Annotated in this window: 14 protein-coding genes and 4 pseudogenes; 10 read left to right on the top strand and 8 right to left on the bottom strand. The window is 63.8% G+C overall.

Annotated elements, in window-relative coordinates:
- Window positions 1-876: 876 nt before the first annotated feature.
- The 6 genes and pseudogenes from ACOEQ1_RS08690 to ACOEQ1_RS08665 form a co-directional block, all read left to right on the top strand.
- Window positions 877-3,813, top strand: a pseudogene (locus ACOEQ1_RS08690) (SdrD B-like domain-containing protein); the annotation flags it as partial.
- A 160-nt stretch (window positions 3,814-3,973) separates the two neighbouring features.
- Window positions 3,974-4,384 carry an SdrD B-like domain-containing protein gene (locus ACOEQ1_RS08685; RefSeq protein WP_419760665.1) on the top strand — a complete coding sequence of 137 codons (411 nt, stop codon included), beginning with the start codon at window positions 3,974-3,976 and terminating at the stop codon, window positions 4,382-4,384.
- Window positions 4,354-4,845 (top strand): annotated as a pseudogene (locus ACOEQ1_RS08680) (SdrD B-like domain-containing protein); the annotation flags it as partial. The gene ACOEQ1_RS08685 and the pseudogene ACOEQ1_RS08680, both read left to right, overlap by 31 nt.
- A gap of 250 nt (window positions 4,846-5,095) precedes the next feature.
- Window positions 5,096-7,795: a beta strand repeat-containing protein gene (locus ACOEQ1_RS08675; protein ID WP_419758857.1), complete on the top strand. Its 2,700-nt coding sequence runs from the start codon at window positions 5,096-5,098 to the stop codon at window positions 7,793-7,795.
- 66 nt (window positions 7,796-7,861) lie between these two features.
- Complete coding sequence (locus ACOEQ1_RS08670; RefSeq protein ID WP_419758856.1) at window positions 7,862-8,257, top strand: hypothetical protein; 396 nt, start codon at window positions 7,862-7,864, stop codon at window positions 8,255-8,257.
- Between the two features lie 40 nt (window positions 8,258-8,297).
- Window positions 8,298-10,301 (top strand): tetratricopeptide repeat protein, encoded by a 2,004-nt coding sequence (locus ACOEQ1_RS08665; RefSeq protein WP_419758855.1) that lies wholly within the window; start codon window positions 8,298-8,300, stop codon window positions 10,299-10,301.
- Here the strand turns inward: ACOEQ1_RS08665 and ACOEQ1_RS08660 are convergent.
- From ACOEQ1_RS08660 to ACOEQ1_RS08645, 4 genes are read right to left on the bottom strand one after another with little or no spacing between them, the layout of a single operon-like run.
- Entirely contained in the window at window positions 10,298-11,239 is a 942-nt protein-coding gene (locus ACOEQ1_RS08660) for a cyclase family protein (protein WP_419758854.1), read from the bottom strand. The two genes, ACOEQ1_RS08665 and ACOEQ1_RS08660, sit on opposite strands and share 4 nt — an antisense overlap.
- Window positions 11,232-12,284, bottom strand: coding sequence for an ABC transporter permease (locus ACOEQ1_RS08655; RefSeq protein WP_419758853.1), 1,053 nt, complete (start codon window positions 12,282-12,284; stop codon window positions 11,232-11,234). The genes ACOEQ1_RS08660 and ACOEQ1_RS08655 overlap by 8 nt, the downstream gene beginning before the upstream one ends.
- The gene (locus ACOEQ1_RS08650) at window positions 12,281-13,825 is read right to left on the bottom strand and encodes a sugar ABC transporter ATP-binding protein (RefSeq protein WP_419758852.1); all 1,545 of its coding nucleotides are present in this window, start codon (window positions 13,823-13,825) and stop codon (window positions 12,281-12,283) included. The genes ACOEQ1_RS08655 and ACOEQ1_RS08650 overlap by 4 nt, the downstream gene beginning before the upstream one ends.
- Window positions 13,822-14,931: a substrate-binding domain-containing protein gene (locus tag ACOEQ1_RS08645; RefSeq protein ID WP_419758851.1), complete on the bottom strand. Its 1,110-nt coding sequence runs from the start codon at window positions 14,929-14,931 to the stop codon at window positions 13,822-13,824. Before ACOEQ1_RS08645 ends, ACOEQ1_RS08650 begins: the two co-directional genes overlap by 4 nt.
- A gap of 141 nt (window positions 14,932-15,072) precedes the next feature.
- On the opposite strand from ACOEQ1_RS08645, the gene ACOEQ1_RS08640 reads away from it, so the two are divergent.
- The 4 genes and pseudogenes from ACOEQ1_RS08640 to ACOEQ1_RS08625 all read left to right on the top strand — a co-directional run.
- On the top strand, window positions 15,073-16,131 hold the full coding sequence (locus ACOEQ1_RS08640; RefSeq protein ID WP_419758850.1) for a LacI family DNA-binding transcriptional regulator: 1,059 nt from the start codon (window positions 15,073-15,075) through the stop codon (window positions 16,129-16,131).
- Window positions 16,128-17,114, top strand: coding sequence for a CobW family GTP-binding protein (locus ACOEQ1_RS08635; protein WP_419758849.1), 987 nt, complete (start codon window positions 16,128-16,130; stop codon window positions 17,112-17,114). The genes ACOEQ1_RS08640 and ACOEQ1_RS08635 overlap by 4 nt, the downstream gene beginning before the upstream one ends.
- A 104-nt stretch (window positions 17,115-17,218) precedes the next feature.
- A pseudogene (locus tag ACOEQ1_RS08630) lies at window positions 17,219-17,488 on the top strand (integrase); the annotation flags it as partial.
- Window positions 17,489-17,517: 29 nt separating this feature from the next.
- Window positions 17,518-18,156 (top strand): annotated as a pseudogene (locus ACOEQ1_RS08625) (VapE domain-containing protein); the annotation flags it as partial.
- A gap of 534 nt (window positions 18,157-18,690) precedes the next feature.
- Here the strand turns inward: ACOEQ1_RS08625 and ACOEQ1_RS08620 are convergent.
- The 4 genes from ACOEQ1_RS08620 to ACOEQ1_RS08605 all read right to left on the bottom strand — a co-directional run bounded on the left by ACOEQ1_RS08620 (window position 18,691) and on the right by ACOEQ1_RS08605 (window position 23,333).
- Window positions 18,691-20,298 (bottom strand): TolC family protein, encoded by a 1,608-nt coding sequence (locus tag ACOEQ1_RS08620; RefSeq protein WP_419758848.1) that lies wholly within the window; start codon window positions 20,296-20,298, stop codon window positions 18,691-18,693.
- Entirely contained in the window at window positions 20,295-21,956 is a 1,662-nt protein-coding gene (locus ACOEQ1_RS08615; protein WP_419758847.1) for an FUSC family protein, read from the bottom strand. The genes ACOEQ1_RS08620 and ACOEQ1_RS08615 overlap by 4 nt, the downstream gene beginning before the upstream one ends.
- 92 nt (window positions 21,957-22,048) lie before the next feature.
- The gene (mdtN, locus tag ACOEQ1_RS08610) at window positions 22,049-23,098 is read right to left on the bottom strand and encodes a multidrug transporter subunit MdtN (protein WP_419758846.1); all 1,050 of its coding nucleotides are present in this window, start codon (window positions 23,096-23,098) and stop codon (window positions 22,049-22,051) included.
- Window positions 23,099-23,102: 4 nt separating this feature from the next.
- Window positions 23,103-23,333, bottom strand: coding sequence for a YtcA family lipoprotein (locus ACOEQ1_RS08605; RefSeq protein WP_419758845.1), 231 nt, complete (start codon window positions 23,331-23,333; stop codon window positions 23,103-23,105).
- Window positions 23,334-23,409 lie beyond the last annotated feature (76 nt).

Raw genomic sequence — 23,409 nt, 5'->3', positions numbered from 1 at the left:
ATCAGAATATGATCTTGCCGATCAATCATAAGTAGGCATTTAGTACGAGTGCTTTCGGTCTAGGTAATTGCGGCCTAAGGCACCTCAAAAAGGGCTTCAACACTTGGAATCGGGCTCAACTTCAGGAGATACGCCGCGTTGTTCTCCTTCAAACGGCGTCCTGTAGTTCGGATTGCCGTGCCTCCCTCAGAAAGGTCGTGGCGCTTGCAACCTCCCATCTAGAGTGCGGAAGCTGGCCACCGAGCGCCGTCGCCTTCGCAACCTCGTGAGGGCAGGACCGTGTGAGCGCAAATCCCCGGGTGGGTCAGCAACTTGAGTAGAGCTCAAGCGAGGCAACTAGTTCAACGCCATTGTCCACAGGCTTATCCTCAGGGGTATCAACAAAATTGTGGATAACTGCGCGGGCGCCGTCTTAATGGGTAGTCTGGCGATGTGCACTGGAAAAGCTGAGGCTGAGTGCGGTCCGATGCCAGCACAACAGCGCTGAGTTCATAAACTTGGTCTTACGAAGACGTGTCAAAAGTGACGCGCGTATAAGTTGTAGCCAAAAGTATAGTACCTAAATGTCCACAGCATGTTGATAAGTCTGAGGATAAGTCAACATCAGCCGCTGACGCGTTTAATGACGGACCGGCACTCCATGCGCCCGCTCAGGCCGTCCTTCGCCCGTGTTTCCCGAGTTCCGCGATGCGAAGGTTCTGACGCCCAATCTCAATAACAGATGCGCACTCATCCTGACCGGAGACAACGTAGAGCCCCAAATAGGGCTTAATCTTGGTAATCCTTTTGAGTAGAAGACGCTCACCATCTGGTCTAGAGAAAGCCGGATGGCTGGCGTCGTCCGATCAATTGGATAGCAGCTCCTCGACCTCCCGGATGCTGGAGAGGGTTGCGGGGAGGGAGAGAGTGCAGATGACTGGGTCTTCGATCAGCGGCAACATTTTCCTGGACCAGAACGGCGACGGCAGTCTTGAAGCCGCAGATGCCGGCGTATCAGGTGTTGTAGTAGACCTGCTGAAGCTGAATACGGCTACGAATACTTATAGTTTGGTTGCAAACACCGTCTCGGACGCGAGCGGGAACTATGCGTTCTCGGCTCTCCCGGCCGGGACCTATCGCGTCAGCGTCGTGGCGCCTTCCGGCGATACCTTCTCACCGGTCGGCAGCTCCACAAGTTACACGAATACGACGGTCGGGACGTCCGGCCAAAGCGCAAGTCCCATCGTTCTTGGTGCCGCGACAACCGTCACCAATCAGGATGCAGGCCTTTATGTGCCAGCAACCTTCAGCGGCACGGTCTTCGCCGACAGCAACGATGACGGTCTGGAGGACAACGCCGATACCGGAATATCAGGCACCACGGTTCAGCTTCTGAACGCGAGCGGCGCCGTCGTGTCGACAACAACCACGGGGTCGAACGGTACTTATACCTTCAGCAACTTGGCTCCGGGAACCTATTCGGCACACGTCGTCGCGCCGACAGGCTCCACGTATTCGGTGACGGGCAGCAACGCGACACCGCAGCCGACCGGCGGCACGGTCAGCCCGAGCGCTCCCAATCTCATCACCAATGGCCAGTTCAACTCGATTGGCACATCAAGCTTTTTCTCGGGTTGGACCGAAAGCTCGAACACCTCTGCCACTCCCTACGGTTCAGGGCCCGGTGCAGGTCCCGAGCTCTACGTCTACTCGGCGAACGCGGCCGCCTACGGCACGCCCAAGAACTATCAGACAGACAACTACGCGGGTACACCTTCAGTAGACAACGTCAGCCCCTATTACTCCACGGCATCGACCACGGCCGCCGGAACGGCTGCGTATTTCGTTGATGACGGGGCGATAGAGACCCTGTCTCAGACGATATCGGTGACGGCCGGCACCACGTACGAGGTCGGATTCGACCTCGATGAAACGCTGCCTGGCGAAAACAACCCGGGCTTCTTCTCGCTAACCGCATCCATCAACGGCGTGCCGATCGTGACCGCGGGCTCCACGTCCGGGACGATCCTGACGCCTGGCACGTGGACCCACTTCGCCGACCTCTACACGGCTTCGACGACCGGCTCCGTCACGCTCACCTTCACGTATAAATCCGGTGATCCAGGGTCGACCCTCACCTCCAAGGATGTGCTGGTCGATGACGTGTACGTCGCGGCCGGGCAATACACGACCAACCTTACGCCAACATCGGAAGTGAACCCCACGACCGGCACGACGGCCCCGGTGACGCTCGCCTCAGGACAGTCAGTGGGCGACGAAAGCGCCGGCATCGTCTATCAGCCAGCGACCATCACGGGCACCGTTTTCGCCGACAGTAATGCCGACGGTGTTCGCGAATCGGCTGAAGCCGGCGTTTCCGGCGTCACGGTCAATCTGCAGAACGCAGTCGGCCTCGTCATTGCCACGACAACGACGAACGCCACTGGCACTTATACGTTCACCGACCAGGCTGCCGGCACCTATACGGTGCAGGTGGTCGATCCGACCGGCGATACGTTCTCGCCAACCGGGTCCAGCACCACACTCACCGACAGTACCGTTTCGAGTGCGGGCACAAAGACCGTGACAGTCGCCAACGGAGCGACGGCAACGGTCAACGCCGGTCTTCACGGCAGCGCCAGTGTGTCCGGTGTTGTGTTCAATGATCTCAATGCGGACGGCACTGACGACGGAAATGACGCCGGCATTGCTGGCCAAACCGTCAAACTGATGAACGGCACGACCGTCATTGCCACCACGACGACCAACTCTTTAGGCGCGTACAGCTTCACCGGCGTTTCGCCGGGAAGCTATACCGTCCAGGTAACAGCGCTGTCGGGCGAGACCTTCTCGCCGGCCGGCACGCTGCCCAACAGCATGGTCTCGGCGAGCGGCGCGGCCACGGTCACCGTCGCCTCGGGCGGCACGGCGACGGTCAACGCCGGCGAGTATCAGGCCGGCACCGTCACCGGCACCGTGTTCACGGACCTCACCGGCACGGGCACCTCGGCCGGCGAACCGGGCCTCGCCGGCCAGACCGTGCAGCTGCTGAACGGCACCACGGTCATCGCGACGACGACGACCGGCAACACCGGCGCCTACAGCTTCACGAACGTGACGCCGGGCAGCTACACGGTGGAGGTGGTCAAGGCTGCGGGCGAGACCTTCTCGCCGGCAGGCACGCTGCCCAACAGCATGGTCTCGGCGAGCGGCGCGGCCACGGTCACCGTCGCCTCGGGCGGCACGGCGACGGTCAACGCCGGCGAGTATCAGGCCGGCACCGTCACCGGCACCGTGTTCACGGACCTCACCGGCACGGGCACCTCGGCTGGCGAGCCGGGCCTCGCCGGCCAGACCGTGCAGCTGCTGAACGGCACCACGGTCATCGCGACGACGACGACCGGCAGCACCGGCGCCTACAGCTTCGCGAACGTGACGCCCGGCAGCTACACGGTGGAGGTGGTCAAGGCTGCGGGCGAGACCTTCTCGCCGGCGGGCACGCTGCCCAACAGCATGGTCTCGGCGAGCGGCGCGGCCACGGTCACCGTCGCCTCGGGCGGCACCGCGACGGTCAACGCCGGCGAGTATCAGGCCGGCACCGTCACCGGCACCGTGTTCACGGACCTCACCGGCACGGGCACCTCGGCTGGCGAGCCGGGCCTCGCTGGCCAGACCGTGCAGCTGCTGAACGGCACCACCGTCATCGCGACGACGACGACCGGCAGCACCGGCGCCTACAGCTTCGCGAACGTGACGCCCGGCAGCTATACGGTGGAGGTGGTCAAGGCCGCGGGCGAGACCTTCTCGCCGGCGGGCACGCTGCCCAACAGCATGGTCTCGGCGAGCGGCGCGGCCACGGTCACCGTCGCCTCGGGCGGCACGGCGACGGTCAACGCCGGCGAGTATCAGGCCGGCACCGTCACCGGCACCGTGTTCACGGACCTCACCGGCACGGGCACCTCGGCCGGCGAAACCGGGCCTCGCCGGCCAGACCGTGCAGCGAACGCGACGACGACCACCGGCAGCACCGGCGCCTACAGCTTCGCGAACGGGCCTCGCCGGCCAGACCGTGCAGCTGCTGAACGGCACCACCGCGACGGTCATCGCGACGACGACGACCGGCAGCACCGGCGCCTACAGCTTCGCGAACGTGACGCCCGGCAGCTACACGGTGGAGGTGGTCAAGGCTGCGGGCGAGACCTTCTCGCCGGCGGGCACGCTGCCCAACAGCATGGTCTCGGCGAGCGGCGCGGCCACGGTCACCGTCGCCTCGGGCGGCACCGCGACGGTCAACGCCGGCGAGTATCAGGCCGGCACCGTCACCGGCACCGTGTTCACCGACCTCACCGGCACGGCACCTCGGCTGGCGAGCCGGGCCTCGCTGGCCAGACCGTGCAGCTGCTGAACGGCACCACCGTCATCGCGACGACGACGACCGGCAGCACCGGCGCCTACAGCTTCGCGAACGTGACGCCCGGCAGCTACACGGTGGAGGTGGTCAAGGCCGCGGGCGAGACCTTCTCGCCGGCGGGCACGCTGCCCAACAGCATGGTCTCGGCGAGCGGCGCGGCCACGGTCACCGTCGCCTCGGGCGGCACGGCGACGGTCAACGCCGGCGAGTATCAGGCCGGCACCGTCACCGGCACCGTGTTCACGGACCTCACCGGCACCGGCACCTCGGCCGGCGAACCGGGCCTCGCCGGCCAGACCGTGCAGCTGCTGAACGGCACCACGGTCATCGCGACGACGACGACCGGCAACACCGGCGCCTACAGCTTCACGAACGTGACGCCCGGCAGCTACACGGTGGAGGTGGTCAAGGCTGCGGGCGAGACCTTCTCGCCGGCAGGCACGCTGCCCAACAGCATGGTCTCGGCGAGCGGCGCGGCCACGGTCACCGTCGCCTCGGGCGGCACGGCGACGGTCAACGCCGGCGAGTATCAGGCCGGCACCGTCACCGGCACCGTGTTCACGTCACGACTACACGGTGGAGGTGGTCAAGGCGGGCGAGACCTTCTCGCCGGCCGGCACGCTGCCCAACGGCATCCCGTCGCCTCGGGCGGCACGCGACGGTCCGGCGAGTATCACCGGCCTCGCGGGCCAGACCGTGCAGCTGATGAACGGCACGACGGTCATCGCGACGACGACGACGGGCAGCACCGGCGCCTACAGCTTCGCCAACGTGACGCCCGGCAGCTACACGGTGGAGGTGGTCAAGGCTGCGGGCGAGACCTTCTCGCCGGCGGGCACGCTGCCCAACAGCATGGTCTCGGCGAGCGGCGCGGCCACGGTGACCGTGGCCTCGGGCGGCACCGCGACGGTCAACGCCGGCGAGTATCAGGCCGGCACCGTCTCCGGAACCGTGTTTAATGACGCGAACGCCGATGGCGTCCAGGAAGCTGGCGATAGCGGCCTCGCCGGCCAAACCGTATCGCTCCTCAACGGCACCACGGTCATCGCCACGACGACCACCGGCGCCACCGGCAGCTATAGCTTCGCGAACGTGACGCCGGGCAGCTACACCGTGGAGGTGGTCAAGATCGCCGGCGACACCTTCTCGCCGACCGGACAGAGCACGACGCTGCCAAACAGCGGCGTGTCCGCCACCGGCATAGCGACGGTCACTGTCGCGTCAGATGGCACCAACGTCGTCAATGCAGGCGAGTATCAGCCCGGCTTGGGAACCATTTCCAGCATGGTTTTCTTCGACGGACAAGCCGATGGAACCTACCACGTCGGCGATCCGGGCGTGGAAGGCGTGACCGTCAAGCTGATGAGCGGCACCACCGTCGTCGCCACCACGATGACCGGCAGTACCGGCGCCTACAGCTTCACCGGTGTCACGCCGGGGACCTACACCGTGCAGGTCGTCGCCCCGGCCGGGATGTCCTTCTCGACCGCAGAACACGCTAGCGGAAACCCGCTGCTGGACAGCGACGTGAACGCAACTACCGGGCTCACCAACGCATTTACCGTAACGGCCAACGCCACAACCGCCGGGGCCAATGCCGGCCTCGTCCTCAACGGCAATTTTGCCGGCACAACGCCAACGGTGATCGGCTCTGGCCAAGCGTACTCAGGCAACCTCGGCTCCGGCGTCATCGTGGGCTCCGGCAACGACAACGTCCATACCGGGAGCGGCGGCAACAACGTCGTTATTCTGGGTAGCGGCGCCAACATCATCGAGGAAGGTTCGGGCGCAACGACAGACATCGGCACCAGTGTCGGCGCGCTCAACGCCCAGACACAGGGCGCCGCAAGCGGCTTCCTCTTCGCGGGCACCGGCAACAGTGTCCTGCAGGGGGAGCAAGGTAACACATACCTCGTTGGAGGCACCGGCCAAAATACAGTGGCTGGCGGTAGCGCCAACAACCTGCTTGTCGGGGGCATCGGCGGGGGCAGCGTCACTGCCTCCGGCACTTCGGTGTCGAGCTACACAACCGGTAGCGAGGTGCGCCTCACCGGCACGTCCGACACGGTTCTCTACCAGAAGGGCGACGGCGTGCAGGTGCTGGACAACACCTTCAATCCTGCAACCGACAAGCTGGAAATCTATGGCTACACGGGCGGTCGGATGGAGACGCTTCCCAACGGCCAGGAGGCTCTCTACCTCGGCGGCAATGACCTCATCGTCTTCAACGGCGGCAACCCTTTCACTAACGGCACCGGATCGAGCTTCTCCGGCATTTCCTTCAACGCAAACGTGGCTGCGGCACCACAATCCGTGATGACCTTCGGCGCCAACGGGCTGCCCGAGATCGTGGCTTCGGGAGGGGCTACAACCGCCGCTCCGGTGGCACCGCAGCCCAGCACCATCAGCGGCACCGTGTTCAGCGACATGAACGATAACGGCACTCAGAACGCTGGCGACAGCGGTCTCGCCGGACAAACCGTGCAGCTGCTGAACGGCGCCACCGTCATCGCAACCACGACCACCGGCAGCACCGGCGCCTACAGCTTCGCGGGCGTGACCCCGGGCAACTACACTGTGCATGTGGCCAAGCCCGCGGGCGAGACCTTCTCGGTCGGCGGGAGCATTGCGGTGACGACAACCTCCGGCAGCACCATTACCGGGGTCAACACGGGCGAGTATGCACCTGCGTCAGCCTCTGCCGGATCGCCAACCAGCATTTCGATGTCGGCCTACAACCAGTCGCTCACCCTCGACAATCAAAGCTACACGGTAAGCGGAAGCCAAGGCAACGCCACGATCACCGCCGGTAATGGCGCCGACCACATCAGCGCCGGAGGATACAACAACACGATCACCCTCGGCAGCGGCAATAACAGCGTCAGCGGCCCGCAAGGTAACACCACGGTCCTCGTCGGTTCGGGTAACAACACGATCGCGCTGCAGGGGTTCGGTAACACGATTACAACCGGCAGCGGCAACAATACGATCGTTGCCGGCTCCGGTGACGACACCGTCAACACTCAAAGCGGCAATGACGCAGTGACCTTGAGTGGATGGACCAACTTCGTCTCGGGCGGCATCGGCGCGGACACCTTCATCGGTGGCGACGGGAACACTTTCCAGATCAGTGGCGTCGGCAACGCTGGCGGCATGACGGTCAAGGACTTCTCGTTCAGCAATGGCGATGTCCTCGACCTTTCGAAGGTGCTGGCTCAGGCGGGCTGGAACAATGCCGCCACCACCCTTGGAAGCTTCCTGAAGGTCTCGGAGATTGGAAACAACACTGTTGTCGCAGTCGATCCCACAGGGAGCGCAAGTAACTTCCACACAGTCGCTACTCTGGACAATCTGGGCGCGTCGACTTTGGCGACCTTGCAGTCGCACAACGCGATCACGCTCTGATACTTGCTATTCTCGTGGTGGCCGTTCAACCTACGCCGGTTCATGCGCTTTGGTAGGATTTAATCGATGAGTCAAAACGTAGACAATGCGGCAGCGCCCCGGCTCGGTTCTGCCGAGGACAGGCGTGCCACCCCACAGCCCGTTGCTCATGATCCGGGCAGCCTGATCGAGAACATGTTTGCGCCCGAGCTTTACGCAACCTTCGCATCCAGCTTTTCCGTATCGGCCGGCAGTGTCACAATAAAGCTGGTGTCCTCGCGTTGGGACAACTCCGTCGAGCCCGCCGTGCAAAAGGCAGTCGTCGTCGGCCGTGTGACGTTGCCACTCCAGGGTGCGCAGACGCTTGCAGCGGGGCTGCAGAACTTCCTGTCACAGAACGGTCTTGGTCACGTCGCTTCTGACCGCCCGCGCACGCGCGCAAGTGATGCCGTCATCTCCGGCCCCAACGCCGTCAAACTTTAACCGTCGAGACCAAACACTGTCGTGCTGCTAGCAGCGACCGATGAACGCCGCCGAGCGTGACCAGGCGGTTGCCCAGGGGCTGGACCGATACCGTGCCGGTCTTCTGGATCAGGCAACCGATCTCCTCGATCGGGTTCTTGCTCTCCGTCCTGATGATGCGGAAGCACTCGACCTTTCCGGCCTTGTCGCGATCGCTCGCGGAGATTTTGTGCAGGCAATCGTGCGGACTGGGAAGGCTGCCCGGTTGCAAGCATCACCGCGCTATCACAGCAACTTCGGCGTCGCCCTGGGGCATGCCGGACGACATGAGGAAGCGCTCACCGCCTATCGGCAAGCGCTCGCCCTGCGACCAGCTTATCCGGAAGCGCACAACAACCTCGGCATCTCGCTCCGCTCGCTAGGGCAGCTGCAGGCCGCGCAAGCCGCCTTCAGCGAGGCGCTGGCGCTTCGCCCGGACTACGCGGACGCCTTGATGAACCTCGCCGATACCCTGCAATCGCTTGGCCGCCTTGGCGAGGCGGTAGCAGCCTATCAACAGGCGCTCGCGCTCAGCCCCGGAGCGTCGAGGAGCACCTTCGGTCAGGCGCTTCGGCGGCTTGGGCGAGCCGAAGCGGCAATCGAGGCGTATCGCACCGACGTGAAGCACCGCCCGGACGATCCGGATGCCCTCAACAACCTTGCGGCGGTGCTGGCGGATGCCCACAATGCCGGCGAAGCTTCCGGCAGCGAGCCTATTTCGTCCTCGGAGTTGACGCGTCGCCGTCGCGGGAGGCTGGAGGAAGCAGCGGGCTACTGCCGGCGCGCCATCGTGCTCCGGCCCGATTTTCAGGAGGCCCACAGCAACCTCGGCAATATCCTTCGCTGGCTTGATCGGCTGACGGAGGCCGAAACGGCTCTCCGACGAGCCATCGCGCTGCGCCCGTCGGATGCCGGCGCATACAACAACCTCGGTCTGGTGCTGCAGGAAATGGATCGGCATGACGAGGCGCGTGCCGTAATTGAACTCGCCATCGGGCTCGCGCCAGAGGACGCCGACATCCACTACAGCTTGGCGACCGGGCTCCTGCGCCAGGGGCGGCTGGAGGAAGGATGGGCTGAATACGACTGGCGCTTTCACATCAACCAAGCCGGGGGAAGCCTGAATGCGTTCCGCATCAACCCGCCTTGGCGCGGCGAACCTGCGGCCGGAAAGACACTGCTGCTGACCGCAGAGCAGGGTCTGGGTGATACGCTGCAATTCGCGCGCTACATACCGCTGATGACGGAGCGCGGTCTCCGCATCGTCGTCGCCGCTCAGGCTGCGCTTCTGCGCACGTTGCGTACTCTTCCGGGTGTTGCGGAGGGCCTTGTGGAGGTCATCGACCAGATCGGGAATTATCCATCGTACGACCTGCACTGCCCCATGCTGAGCCTGCCGCGGGCCTTCAACACGACGCTGGAAACGGTCCCTGGCGCCACCCCGTATCTGAGCGTGCCAAGCGATGTCCTGGCACATTGGGCAGACCATCCAGCGCTACGCCGGTCAACCGGCGACGAACGGGCCCGAGTGGGATTGGTTTGGGGCGGGAACACGCGGCACGTCAACGACACCAGGCGTTCCCTCCCCCTCGAAGCGCTCGCGCCTCTCCTGCGGCTGCCCGGGGTGCAATGGTTCAGCCTCCAGGTGGGCAATCGCAGCTTTGAGCTGCAGTCCGCCGCGCTCGACCTGCCGCCCGACGACGGCATCGTTGATCTTTCCTCTCAGCTGGTTGATTTCGCAGACACGGCTGCGGTCGTCTCTCGGTTAGACCTCGTCATCTCAGCCGATACAGGCGTGGCGCATCTCGCTGGAGCTCTCGGCAAGGCAGTATGGGTAATGCTGCCGCGTTCCCCGGACTGGCGCTGGCTGATATCGGGCAGCCGAACCCCATGGTATCCTTCGATGAGGTTGTTTCGTCAGGACCAAACCCGCAATTGGCCATCGGTCGTGGCTCAGCTGACCGATGCGCTACAGGGGGTTTTACTTGAACAAGGCCACGCCAAGGGTCTGCGACCGATCATCTAAAGCAGCGCGATCGGAGATCCCGGCGATCCTGTGGCGCCCACAATGGCAAGTGGCGCAAAGATATATGCAAAGCGCCAACGGCCGGTCTCGGCGAGGGTATCGAGCTTCATGCCCTCGTGGAGATGGATGCCGTGCTTCATGATGAGATGCTGGTGAACCGGGTGAAACACCTCGGGATCGATTGGCGGAACAACGTCGACGGCGAAGTTGTCGGCGCCGACCACGCACGGTTCCTTTTGCGCAAGCCATTCGGCAGCGGGCAGGCCCAGACCCGGCGCACCATCGTAAAAGGTTGCGGCCTCCGTCAGGAAGCGCGAGCCATGGCCTGTGCGGATCAGGATGGCGTCGCCCGGCGTGAGATCGGCTTCATCAAGCCCCTGTCGCTCGAGGCAAGCCTGGAGGTCCGCCGCTGTGATCTCCTCGCCTGGGTCCATGACACGATCTTTCAGGCCCTCGACATCGAGCAGGAGGCCGGGCGTGAAGAAAACCGGCGCGTTCTCGATCCCCAGGCGCTTGAGGCCATAGGGGGACCAGATTTCCGAGAGCGGGTTTCCGTTGTAGAAACGCATGTTGCCGTGATCGGCCTTCTCGCCGATCTGCCGGCCAAGGTGACCGAGCGCATCCATATGCGTGCCGATCTGGCCGATCTCGGTCGCGAGAAATTCGTCATTCCAAATCGTCCGGCTACGGGCGCCATGCGGACCGCCGGTCGGTCCACCGGGCATCCTGAGACCAAATATCCGGCCAGGAGCCAGAGGAATCTTCGCGTCGTAGTCATGCCCGAGGCGAATGATCTCATGCCGCTCCACGAGAGCCAGCGCCTGCCGCACCTTCTCCGGCCCCATCAAGTTTCCGTTGCCGCGTTGGTCGTCGCTCCCCCAGCGCGAGGGATACCAGGCGCTGCCCAGTGCGGGGCTGTCGTCAGGCTCTTCAGGCATGATCGGTCCCTATCGCGGTCGTGGGCGGAGCGGGCGTGGCCGTTTGAGGCACCGGTGGCGCTGCACTCAACCGCGTGCGCCGCTTGACGGCCGTCACCGCCAGTCCGACGGCGAGGATGAGCATCGCGCCATCGAAGATGGGTTCCACGAAGAATGGTGCGCCCAGTTGATTAAGCCCTGCGACGGTCACGGCAAGTACTGCGACCGCGAGGATGGTGCCCCAGACGTTGACGCGTCCCGGACGGATTGACGTGGCCCCGAGCAAGGCCGCGGTGAACGCCGGCAGCAGATACTCTTGCCCCACCGAACTCTGCCCGACCTGCAATTGTGATTGCAAAATGATGCCTGCGAAGGCCGATGTGACGCCCGCCGCGACAAAGGCCGCGGTGACATAGCGCCTCGCCGAAATACCGTTGAGCTCTGCCGCGCGCGGGTTTGCACCCAATACATAGAGGTGGCGGCCTGCCGGGAGATATTCGAAGACGACCCACAGAACCAGGCTGAGCACAAGCACGTAGAGCGCCGGCAGCGGGATGCCGAAGACAACGCCAGAGAGACCGAGGAAAGCCGGTGGCAGCGTCGCCACAACCTGCTGGCCGCCGGTGTACCACTCATTGAATCCGTAGAGCAGCGTTCCGGTTCCGAGAGTGGCGATGAAACTGTCGATCCCCACTACTGTCACGAGGATGCCGTTGAACAGTCCGACTGCCGCGCCGAGCAGCAGGACAATCGCGGCGGCTTCAACCCAGCCGAGACCCTGCCCCTGAAGCCCGATGACCAGCACCTGGGAAATTCCCAGCAGGAAGCCGACCGAGAGGTCGAAATGCGTCGCGGTCATCGGCAAAAACACGGCGAGCGCGAGCAGGGCCGAAATCGCCTTGTTGTCCATGATCGAACGAAAGTTGAAGTAGGTCGGAAAGGTCCCTGGCTTGAGCGCCGAGAATAGCGCGATGAGCACAACGAGCAGTACCAGCAGACCCCAGACCGACACCGCATGGGAAAATCCCGATGCCCGGCGAGGCCTGCTGCTGACGGAGGTGCTCATGCCGCCGCGCTCGCGGTTTGCCCTGCACCGGCGGCGAGTTCGGTCAGCCGGGCGACAGATATATGGGGCCGGGCGATTTCCGCGGTGATCTGACCACGATTGAAGACGAGAGCCCGATGGCAGACTTTTGCTACCTCCTCGAAATCCGATGAGATGAGGAGGACGGCGCGGCCGCGCTTATGCGCAAGCTCAAGATCACGATAGATTTCGGCTTTTGATCCGACATCGACGCCGATCGTGGGCTCTTCCAGAATAAGCAACTCGACCTGGGACTCCATCCACCGGGCGACGACGACCTTCTGTTGGTTGCCGCCGCTCAGCGTCGCGACCGGCGGCGACGGATTGGGCGGCCGGACGGAAAACCGGGCCAAGGCGCGGCGACAGGATTCCAACTCGCGTTTTGGGGCCACCGGCTGCAGCGGCGGAATGCCTCGAGCGCTTGAGTTCAGATAGAGGTTTTCCAGCACGCTCAGGGTGCCGGCCAGGCTCTCCTCGGCCCGCCGGGAGGAGACGAAGCCGATGCCGTGGCGGATCGCCTCGCCAGGGTTGTGAACCTCGACCGGCTCGTTCCTGAACCGCACAGTGCCGGACTGGGGCCGCGTCGCTCCGTAAAGGGCGCGGCCCAGAGCATGATGGCCGGCTCCTTTCAGCCCGACGAGCCCGAGAGTTTCCCCTCGGCGCAGCCTCAGCGTCACCGGACCGACAAGCCCCGAGCCATCTTCCTGATGCACTATCAACCCGTCCACGGCGAGAAGAACCTCGTCCGAGGCCATGATTGTCGCAAACTCAGTCTGCGCGAGCGCGCCGCCGACGATCCAGTCGATCAGGGTTGCGGGGGAGGCGTCGGCGATACCGCGGGTTGTGATGAGGCGTCCATCGCGCAGCACCGTCACGCGATCGGCGATCTGGAAGACTTCATCGAGCCGGTGCGTGACATAGAGCAGCCCGATGCCGCTCGCCTTAAGCCGCTGCAGCGTATCGAGCAGCAGCTTCACGTCCGCGGCGGGGAGAGCGGCGGTTGGCTCGTCCAGAACCAGGAGATCGCATTGTCGAACCAACGCGCGGGCAATCGCGACGATCGATTTTTCGGCCGCGGAAAGGTCGACGACGCGAGCCTCGGGATCTATCGGGCTGTCCATTCTTGCGAGCGCGCGACGTGCGGCGCCAGCGGCTCCGCGCCAGTCGATGATCCCCAGACGGCGGGGGTAGCCTGCCAGGATCGCCACGTTCTCAGCGACCGTCATGCTGTCCACCAGGCCAAGGTCCTGGTGAATGAAGGTGATCGGCAACTGCGCGGACGTGGGATCGACGGCCTCGCCGCGCCATAGAATCTGGCCCTCCGTTGCTGGAAAGATCCCGGCGAGAAGCTTGATCAGAGTCGATTTTCCGGCGCCGTTCTGGCCCAGCAGCGCGTGGATCTCGCCGCTCCGCACATCGAGGTCGACATGATCCAACGCAAGAGTGCCGGTGAATTGCTTGGTCAACCCGACGAGGGCCAGAAGCGGAGGGGTGCTGACCTGGCCGCGACGGGCGTCCATCATGGGGTGACGCCCCAGATTTTCAGGTAGTGGTCCTTGTAGTCATTGGCGGGAACGAAGACGTCCTGCTTGCCGCCCTCCGTATTCACATTCTCGGCGGTCACGAGATAGGGCGGCTGCACGAAACCGCTTGGCGGGGCCTTGTTGAAGGCTCGATTGAACTCGTCGATGGCCTGATAGGCCTGAAGCTCGATAGGCTCCGACACGGTAACCGTCTGGTAGTCGTTGCCGCGGCGGATGCGCTCATAGGCCGAGCGATTGCCGTCGGCGCCGATCAGTTTGGCCTGATTGGGCGAAACCCCGGCGCTCCGGAGAGCGGGGATTGCGAAGTCGAGGTCATTGTCCCCGACCGAGGTGATGTAGATCGGGACGCCGAACCGCTGCAGCCAACTCGTTGTCAACTGCGGCATGCGTTGTGCGGCTTCGGAGGCAGGAAAATTCGCGTAGTCGAGCACCTTGCAGCCCGAGCACGCTTCCACCCGGTCCCGGGTTGCATCGGACTTTGTTTGCGCGATCTGGTATTCGTTATGCGTGATGATGACCACATGCGCCTTGCCGTTGCTGTCGGCTATTGCCCAATCGGCTTCGGCGCGGCCGATCTCCCGCGGGTCCTCCTGGATGTTGACGAACAGATGCAGCGCAGCATTGGGTCCTGGCAGAGAGGCTGCATGAAGCCCGATGACGACGATGTTCCGGGCGCTCGCCGTCTGGATCGGGCCTTGCAAGCTCTTTGCGTCTGCAAAGATGGCGATGCCGTTTGGTTTCAGGGCTATGGCCTGATTGAAGCCCGACACCCAATTCGAGGGGCTGCCCTTGCCGTCGATGACGGTCACCCTCCAGCCCAACTTGGCCGCGGCCGCTTTCATGAACAGACCGTATTCGCGAGAGATGTCGTTCTGCTCGTCACCTGAGAGGTAGACGATGGACATGCCGCTCACTGGCTTGGGAGCGGATGTCGGCCCCTCCCACACTGTCTGCGGGCCGGCATAACGAGCGACCGCCGACTTTGCGCTCGCGACCGTGTCATCCGCCGCGCCAGCCGCATGCCCGGCGGCAATCAACCCGAAGCCCACCGCGATGGCCGTGGCCGCGCCCGCGAAGAAACGCATCTTGTGCCTCCCTTTGTCAGCTCTCTTGTGGAGCCGTTGATCCAACACCAACCCATTCTCAGCCGAGTGGAGCTTGCTGGTCAACAACTTTTAGATCGATCTAAATATCCTCGACAGCGTGGGTTCGGCAGCGCTATGCGGATGACCGTTGTGAAAGCTAAGCCGAATTTGGGTGCTGGCGAGAAGCTGGGCCCCCGTGCAGCGGAACCCCGCCGAGGCGCGACCATCCTCGACGTGGCGGAGGTGGCGCGCGTGTCCCGTGCGACGGTGTCCCTTGTGCTGCGCCAGAGCCCCCTGGTCGCGGATGAAACCCGTGAGCGGGTGCAACATGCGATTTCCACGGTTGGCTATGTCTACAACCGCGGCGCCGCGCAGCTACGCTCCGGGGTGTCGGGGACGATCGGCGTGATCGTCCCCGAGGTCACGAACCCCTTCTATGCAGAGCTTCTGTCGGGCATCGACGAAAGTCTGGATGCCGACGGCCGCCTCTGTTTCGTGGCAAACTCGACAGATAGTCCGGAGCGCCAGGAGCGCTTCATTCGCCGCATCAGGGAGCGTGGGGTGGAGGGCATCATCATCTGCGCCGCCGAAGGCACTCCGCCGCTCCTGCTCAAACAGATGCGGGAGTGGAACCTCCCCGTCGTTCAAATCCTACGTTCTATCGATGGCGACGCGGGAGACTTCGTTGCTCCGGATTTCGCGATGGGCACCCGCATCGCGGTCGAGCATCTGGTCTTGAGAGGTCACAGCCGCATCGCGCTCATGCCCAGCGCCAAAAACACATCAGCAGCCAGAGACCGCGTCAGTGCGTTCACAACCGCCGTCCGGGAATGTGGGCTGAGCACAGGGATGATCCTTGCTGGGCGCGTCTCGCGGTTCGACGCCGGCGAGGTGGTGGCCTCACTGCTGTCGCGTGCCGATGCTCCGACTGCGATCATCTGTCATAACGACCTCCTAGCGCTCGGTGTCGTCAGCACGTTGCGGGAACTCGGTCTTGTTCCGGGCGCCGACATGAGTGTGATAGGCTTCGACAACATCCCGGAATCACAACACTCCGTTCCGGCGCTCACAACGGTTGCAACCCTACCGGTTGACATCGGCGCGCGCGCGGCAACGCTATTGCTGAAGCGTATCATGACGCCGGCGGGACCGGCTGAGCGCATCCTGATTTCCCCCCATCTGATCGTCCGTCATACATGACGCCGATCCAGGAAGCCTGGCCAATCGCAATCGTCACGGGCTTTCTGGGCAGCGGCAAGACGACGCTCATCAGCCGGTTGCTGCATCACCCGAACATGGCCGATACCATGGTGATCGTAAACGAATTCGGGGAGGTAGGGCTCGACCATCATCTGTTCAAGGCCGTGACGGACAATGTCATTCTGTTGCCGAACGGCTGCCTTTGCTGCTCGATCCGCGAGGATGTCGTGCAGACGCTGCGAGGCCTGTATAAATCTTGGCTCGCGGGGAGCGTTCCGGACTTCCGGCGTGTGGTCATCGAAACTACGGGGCTTGCTGATCCAGCGCCTCTCGTAGCGTCGATTGCGTCTCATCCCCTCCTGGAGGAGGCTTTCACGCTGCAGAGTATAACGACCGTGGTCGACGCCGAGCACGGCTTCGCACGCCAGGACAGGAGCCTCACCAATCGCAATCAGATCTGTCTTGCGGATAAACTCGTCATTTCAAAGTGCGACCGGGTTGAGGCTGCCGTGGTCGAGGTGCTGGAAAGGCAATTAAGGGAACTCAACCCCCTCGCGCCGGTTCGGCGAACTGACGATGGAGTATCTCCAGCCTTCTTGTTTAGCCGGACCACGACGCCAATGACGAGGTCTCGTCTAATGTGCGACCCGGTTGCGAACCACCTCGATGGCGTTGCGATTGTCGTCCTGAGGCCTGAACACCAGTTGGCCTGGCCGGCGTTCCAGAACTGGCTGAACACTCTGCTGACCAAGTTCGGCAGCCGTCTGATGAGGATGAAAGGACAAATCTCATTTCAGGGCTACCCATCGGCTCTCGTCATACAAGCTGTCCACCACACGTTCTATCCAATCGCAGAAGTGCGCGCAGACGAGGCTACGCCCGAGGAGAATTTTCTGGTCTTCATCTTCGAAGGAAGTGCCCCGTCAGGGCTGGAGGCAACGTTCAGCGCGCTACAGGTATCAGGCGCTCAGTTACCCGTGTGATCAGTCCCAATCGGCGGAAGTGGTGGAGCCAATCTCCACCAAACTGCTGCTTCACGTTGTCTCGCGCTGTTCCGAATCCAATAATGATCAGAGTTATATGCGGCCGGCCAAAAAAGGCGTTGTCCGACATCGCTCTTTCCAAAGCGCTGCACCTGGCGGCGGGCACGAAAGGGGTGACTGTGCATGGGCTCCGATCGAGTTTGCGAGACTGGGCGTCCGAGGCAACCGACTATCCTCACCAGGTCGCCGAGATGGCTTTGGCCCATGCGATCGGCTCCAAGGTCGAGGCGGCATATCGCCGTGGTGGTCTGTTTGAGAAGCGACAGGAGATGATGGAGGCGTGGGGAAGATGGTGCTGCTCACGCGCGGAGTGACCTAGTCGAGCGCCGCCCGATGGTTCAGCGACAGCTTGCCTGACCTCCATCAAGGCGACGCCGTCAGATTGTCCATGTCTCTCCGCGGGAAGTGGATCGTCGAGTTCGCTGAGATGTCTTCGATATCCAAAGCTGAAGCCGGTGCACTGAAAGCGTTCCCCACGCAGACTGAAGAAAGGTATGTGCCTAAATATGGGCGCGTTGAGGTCATCGAGGTCCGCCAGTGCGTCTTCATCGGCACCACCAACAAGACGGCTCATCTCAGGGACGAGACTGGCGGACGGCGGTTTTGGCCAATCAAGATAGGGATCATCGACATTGACGTCCTCATCCGCGACCGTGATCAGCTGTTCGCTGAGGCAATGCACGCCTTTGCCGCAGAAACTCCGTGGTGGCCTGGAGAAGCATTCGAACACAAAAATACCATACCTCAGCAAGAGCCCCGGTACGACACGGACGTTTGGGAAGAGGAAATCCGGATATTTACGGCGGATAAGGACAAGGTAACGATTCTGCAAATAGCCCGCGATGGGCTATTAATTCATCTTCCGAAGGTCGGAACGAGCGACCAGCGGCGCATCACTGCTGTTCTAGAGCAGGCGGGGTGGGAAGGAGACGCCCGCGGCAACAACGGCGAGCGCTTTTGGAAGCGGATCACACATCGCTGACGCTCCTGACGCACTGACGCATCTGACACACTTTCTCCCTTTAGAAGCATACACGCGCGCGCATACACATGGTAAGCGCCTACATAGGGAAAATGCGTCAGCGTGCGTCTGTGCGTCAGACGCTGCCGACTACGAAACCGAGGAACGGACCAAGCCCCAGGCGACGATCATCGCTGAACTGATCCGGACTGCGAGGTGGCCACTGCAATGGGCAAAGGTTATTCTCAGAGTTGGAAATCAAGGTCGCAATTCAGTTACTAACCTCACGAAGCCGCGGGTGACGTTCCCGGTTCCGATTAGCGATGCGGCGACGTGTCTGACGCTATGCCGCGAGGGATTCGTTGTTGGCGGACCTGGTCATATGACAACTCCGCTGCAGCGATGATCGCAGCCAAGTCGGCTTCGAGATCGCTCACGACACCCGGGTCTGCTGAGGCCAAGCGCTGTTGAATACCGAAGGGCGCGCGCATTGGTTCTGGACGTGCGCGGGCTTTCCGAGGGCATCGAAGGGGGCGCCGCCTTGCAGGATGGCTGTCACGGAAGGCTGGCTGCGTCACCGAGTTCGCCATCGGCGAAAGCGAGGCCAACTGCGGCAATCAGCGTTGCGTAGTAGGCATCGGATTTGACGATCTCAGCATCGAGCAACGCACTTTGTGCGATGGTCGCTTGGGTGACCGATCCTTCTCCGGACCGATAGACGGTCAAGGCGGCGTCGAAACTGGTATGGCTGGCTTGGACCAGTGCCGAAGCTGCCGAATAGGCCTCGATGGCAGTACGCAGTGCGTTTCCGGCCGTGACGATCTGTTCGACGGCGTCGTCGGTCGACTCGTGCAGGCCGGCATCGGTGGCGTCGACGCGGTTCTCGGCCAGCTTGAGCGCAGCCGCGCGCAAGCCGCCATCAAAAATTGGTATGGTGATGCCACCAAGGATCAGGCCGCTGAAGGTCTTGCTGGAGAGGTTGAGGGTCGGCGACGTGCTGCTGTCGACGCTAGGCACCGAGTTCAGGGAGAGCTGACCCGTGCTGTAGGTGACGTTGCCGGTAACGAAGATCTTCGGCAGGAACGCGCTGCGGGCGGCGGTGACGTTGTCGCGGGCCGCCTTCGCCCAGGCATAAGCGGCCAGGACGTCGGGCCGGCGCGCCACCGCGTGCTCGATCATCGCGTCCGTCGGTTGCGCATCCTCGATCCGTAACCGGCGACCGCCGACGTTGACGGTGGTCAGCCGGGTCGTGGGCGAAATGCCTATGGCGGTGAGCAGGTCGACATATCTGTCGTCGACGGCTCCCTCCGCCTGAACGAGCCGCAGGCGGTCCTGGGCCACGACCTGGTTGACCTGGGCAACGTCCTGTATGGTGCCCTGGCTACGCCGCAGTCTTGCCGAGGCTGCCTTCTGCACCAGCGTTGCGTTGGCATAGGCCTGCTGCACGAACTCCACCCGGGCGCAGGCGGCGGCGTGCGCGTAGAAGGCGACGGCGACCGAGTAGATCACCGCTTGGTGCGCGGCAGTGAAGCCGACGTTGCTGGCGATCTGGTCTTGCTGGGCAGCGGCCACCCTGGCATCCCGCTCGCCGAAGTCGAACAGCAGCCACTCCATGGACAGCGTCTGCACCTCGCCGGAGCCAGCGTTGCGAACGGTATTTTCGCCGCCGGCATTGGAGAACGAGTTGATGGTCTGGTTGATCGGCTGCAACGATGCGTTGCCGCCACTGAGCACCGGGTTGTCGGCCTCGTTGCTGGAATAGTTGTAGCCGCCGACCACGCTGGCGGTGAGGCGCGGGAGGTAAGCTGCCCGGGTGATGCCCACGGCGAGCGCCGCATCGCGCGAGAGATCCCACGCTTGGCGTGTCTTCGGGTTCGAGGACTCGGCGATGTCGATCAGTTCCGCGAGGCCGTAGGCGTGACCGGCGTCGATCTGCGAGGCGGGCGGGCGCGGCGCGATGTCAGCATTGACCGGCAGGATGTAGGTCGATGCGGCCGTGTCCTTGTCGCCGCTAGCGCGGCCCGGGAGCAGCTCGCCCGTTGATGACACGTTCGGCTGCCATGGCAGGTCGGGCCGCTGCGGCGCGCTGCGCAACGCATCGGTCGCGCAGCCGGCGAGCCATGCGATGGCCGGCACCATCGCGATGCGCCAAAAGCAGGTCATGACGTGGCAGCGTCCCGGGGGAGCCGGGCTCGTGGGTCGGAGAGCATGGCCTCGCTCTGCCGGGCCGCACGATCGAGCGCGCGCCGGCAATCGTCGAGCTGGGTCATCTGCTGCTGTAAATGACGCGGCTCGACGCACGCCTGTTCAAGCGTGCGTTCCATGGCCGATATCGCAGATTGCACGGCGCCGGCGCAACCGGCGCGCGCTATCAGGCCACGCGCGTGCCGTTGCGCCATCAACGCGCGGGCAAGTGCGCGCCGCCGTTCACGTAGGGCGCTATAGGCGCTCTCCGGCCAAGCTGTGGTGTAGATGGCGTAGGTGATGACGATGCCCAGGAGGATGCCGACGATCCGGTCGCGCGCCGGCGTCATGTCAGTGGTCGGGCCATAGCCTTGCAGAACGGTGAGATAGAACGCGAGCCCAACCTGAAAGCCCATGTAGGAGATGCGCTCGTCGCCGACCCGCAGCCATGCGGCCAGCAGCGAGACCGTCGCTATCAGCAGCAGGAAGGGCGTGATGCCGTCGAGATGCGGCATGACCCAGATGATCGAACCGATGCCGAGCGCGCCGCCGATCAGTGCACCGGTCACGCGCAGGCCGATCTTGTGGATCATTTCACCCAACGTAGGCAGCGCGACGATGAAGCAGGTAATGATCATGGTATGGATGCCCGGCCAATCGAGGATCTTGAACAGGAAGTAACTCGCCAGGACGGCGGCCGTCCCCTTGAGTGCGTAGCGCGTGTGCGCCGGGTTGGAGAATGCGTCGGGGGAGAAGAAGCCGGACTTCTTGTTGGACGCGGGCGAGCCAGCATCAACCGGCGTGGTGAACTGCGGCAACAAGACGGCGATGGCCTGCAGCGACAGTCCGGAGGGCGGCATTGGCGCCTCGATTGCCACCGGGTAGTCGCCGTCGGCGAAGATCGTGGCCATGTCGTCGATGACCTGCACCAGCGCGGCCGGGGCCGTGCCGCCTTGGTCGGCAGCGGCGTCCGCTAGGGCGAGGAGGGCGACCGCCGAGCGCGCGGCCTGCTCCAGCGCGGCCAGGTTCTGCTGCTTCCACAAATGCTCGGCGGCGGCCGATTTGCCGAGTTTGAGCATCCCGGCATCGCCCTCACGGAGCAGGTCGAGCGCCTGCTCGCGCTGATCCGGGCGGCAGCCCCGGAGCAGCGCGGCGCTTGCGCGCAGCCGTTCGGCGATGGCGTCGGTGAGCAGGGTCTTCGGCGACGGAGAAATGAGCAGGCCCAGGACGACCATGATCGCGCCCGGGATCGCGACGAACAACTCGGTGTAGAGCAGCGCCCGGGTAATCAGGTCGCCGATCGGGACATCGTCCACGGTGATCAAGCCATAGACAACGATCAGCCCGACCAGATATGCGACTGGCTTCAGCTTACTGGCGGAGCCGAGGAAGAAGAACACGAACGACAGCACGGCGACCGCCACGGCAATGCTGAAAGGCTGATCGACGGTCAGTTTCATGACAACGAACAGGATGCCCAACGTCAGCGTCGTCAGGCCGGTGAGGGCGAGACCGAGCTTGATATTTGCGACGCGGTCCTGCTGCCAGACCATCAGCGTGACCAGCGTCGGGATATCGAGTTCGGGCTGTTGCCAGATCTCGCAGAGGAGAACCACTGTGGTGCAGGCTGCCGCCACGCGCAACGCGTAGCCGAGACGGCCGGGCCGGTTTGCCACCGCCAAGCGCCAAAGCCGGGCCGGGCTGATCCGGCCGGTGCCGGCGTCGGACGTTATGGGCAAGCGGCACCGTAGCCGATCTCGATCGTAGCGGTAGCACCCAGGCGCAGCAGGCGAGGGTCGCCGGACTGGATGCGGACCCGCACCGGGAAGCGCTGCGCGACATGCACCCAGTCCATGTCGCGAGGCACGAGCGGCGGCAGGCGGCCCAACCCTTCGGACTCCATCGTAAGGACGCCCCAGCCGATGCTCTCGACCCGGCCCGGGAGCGGGGCGTGGCGGTCGATCATGGAGAACACGGTTGCGCAGGCGTCGATGGCGATCGACGCCAGATCGTCCTCGCGGAAATTGCCCACCGCGACCCAGTCGTCATCGGCGATCAACGTGAACAGCGCTTGCGCGGGCGCGAGGATCTCCCCCGGCCGCACAAGCAGGCTCGTGACGAAGCCGTTGAGGGGCGCGCGGATCTCGGTCTGCTCCAATTCGTAGCGCGCCCGATCCAACGCCGCTTGGCGCGCATCGCGCACGGCGGCGGCGCTCTTGAGGTCGCCGATCGCAATGTCGGCCGCTGCTTGCTGTTGCTTGGCCTGGGCGAGCGATGCCTCGGCATTGCGGAGCGCCGTCTGCGCCGTGTCGAACTGTTGATACGGGATGTAGGATTGTGCGGCGAGCGGTTGCAGGCGGGCGACCGTACGCGCGGCCAGATCGCGATCGGTCACGGCACGGCGGACCTGCTCCGTGGCGGCTGCGGCGTTGATCGCCTTGACCGCGACCGCGCGTTGCTGATTTTCGACCTCCGCCTGCGCCAGGGCTAGATCGGCCGCGGCTTGCGCGACGACCATCTGGAAGGGGCGCGGGTCGATACGATACAGCAAAGCGCCCTTGGCGACGTGCTGGTTCTCCCGCACGGACAGCTCGACGAGGCGACCGCCGATGGTGGAGGCCACATGTATCAGGTCGGTGCTCAGGCTGGCGTCGTCTGTCGATGGATGACGGTGATCGGTTTGCGCCACATGCGCCCCGTAGAGCCCGGCGGCAGCGACGCACAACACCGCGATCACGATCCCGATCACCTTGGGTTTGCGGGTGCTGATCCTTTCCATCCCGCTAAGGCCCGTAGCAGGTCGACCAGACGGTCAGCCCGGCCAGCACGCCAAGTGCTCCGTAGGTGAACAGCCGGAAGCTGAGCAGCGTATCGATCCCCGTAGCGAGGAAGATCAAGCGCAGAAGGATCGCCGCGACAATGCCGACGAGGCAGCAGACCATCCAAGCGGGGAAGTATGCCCCAACGACAACGTAGGTGGGTGCCGCGCGCCTGGCACAACCGCCGACCGCCATGACCGTTGCGCCGAGGCTGGCCGCGGCCGGTGCCGCAGCCAGCCTGCGACGCTCACCTCGGCGGCACACTGGCCGT

It is taken from the genome of Acidisoma sp., from assembly GCF_965199065.1.
Classification (GTDB): domain Bacteria; phylum Pseudomonadota; class Alphaproteobacteria; order Acetobacterales; family Acetobacteraceae; genus Acidisoma.
The sequence above is the reverse complement of the archived record's forward strand: the minus strand, read 5'-3'. Positions and strand labels throughout refer to the sequence as shown.

Excerpts from the sequence above, each read along its gene's own strand:
- ACOEQ1_RS08675 (WP_419758857.1), top strand. The coding sequence starts at position 5,096 with ATGAACGGCACGACGGTCATCGCGACGACGACGACGGGCAGCACCGGC.
- ACOEQ1_RS08670 (WP_419758856.1), top strand. The coding sequence starts at position 7,862 with ATGAGTCAAAACGTAGACAATGCGGCAGCGCCCCGGCTCGGTTCTGCC.
- ACOEQ1_RS08665 (WP_419758855.1), top strand. The coding sequence starts at position 8,298 with ATGAACGCCGCCGAGCGTGACCAGGCGGTTGCCCAGGGGCTGGACCGA.
- ACOEQ1_RS08660 (WP_419758854.1), bottom strand. The coding sequence starts at position 11,239 with ATGCCTGAAGAGCCTGACGACAGCCCCGCACTGGGCAGCGCCTGGTAT.
- ACOEQ1_RS08655 (WP_419758853.1), bottom strand. The coding sequence starts at position 12,284 with ATGAGCACCTCCGTCAGCAGCAGGCCTCGCCGGGCATCGGGATTTTCC.
- ACOEQ1_RS08650 (WP_419758852.1), bottom strand. The coding sequence starts at position 13,825 with ATGATGGACGCCCGTCGCGGCCAGGTCAGCACCCCTCCGCTTCTGGCC.
- ACOEQ1_RS08645 (WP_419758851.1), bottom strand. The coding sequence starts at position 14,931 with ATGCGTTTCTTCGCGGGCGCGGCCACGGCCATCGCGGTGGGCTTCGGG.
- ACOEQ1_RS08640 (WP_419758850.1), top strand. The coding sequence starts at position 15,073 with ATGACCGTTGTGAAAGCTAAGCCGAATTTGGGTGCTGGCGAGAAGCTG.
- ACOEQ1_RS08635 (WP_419758849.1), top strand. The coding sequence starts at position 16,128 with ATGACGCCGATCCAGGAAGCCTGGCCAATCGCAATCGTCACGGGCTTT.
- ACOEQ1_RS08620 (WP_419758848.1), bottom strand. The coding sequence starts at position 20,298 with ATGACCTGCTTTTGGCGCATCGCGATGGTGCCGGCCATCGCATGGCTC.
- mdtN (WP_419758846.1), bottom strand. The coding sequence starts at position 23,098 with ATGGAAAGGATCAGCACCCGCAAACCCAAGGTGATCGGGATCGTGATC.
- ACOEQ1_RS08605 (WP_419758845.1), bottom strand. The coding sequence starts at position 23,333 with ATGGCGGTCGGCGGTTGTGCCAGGCGCGCGGCACCCACCTACGTTGTC.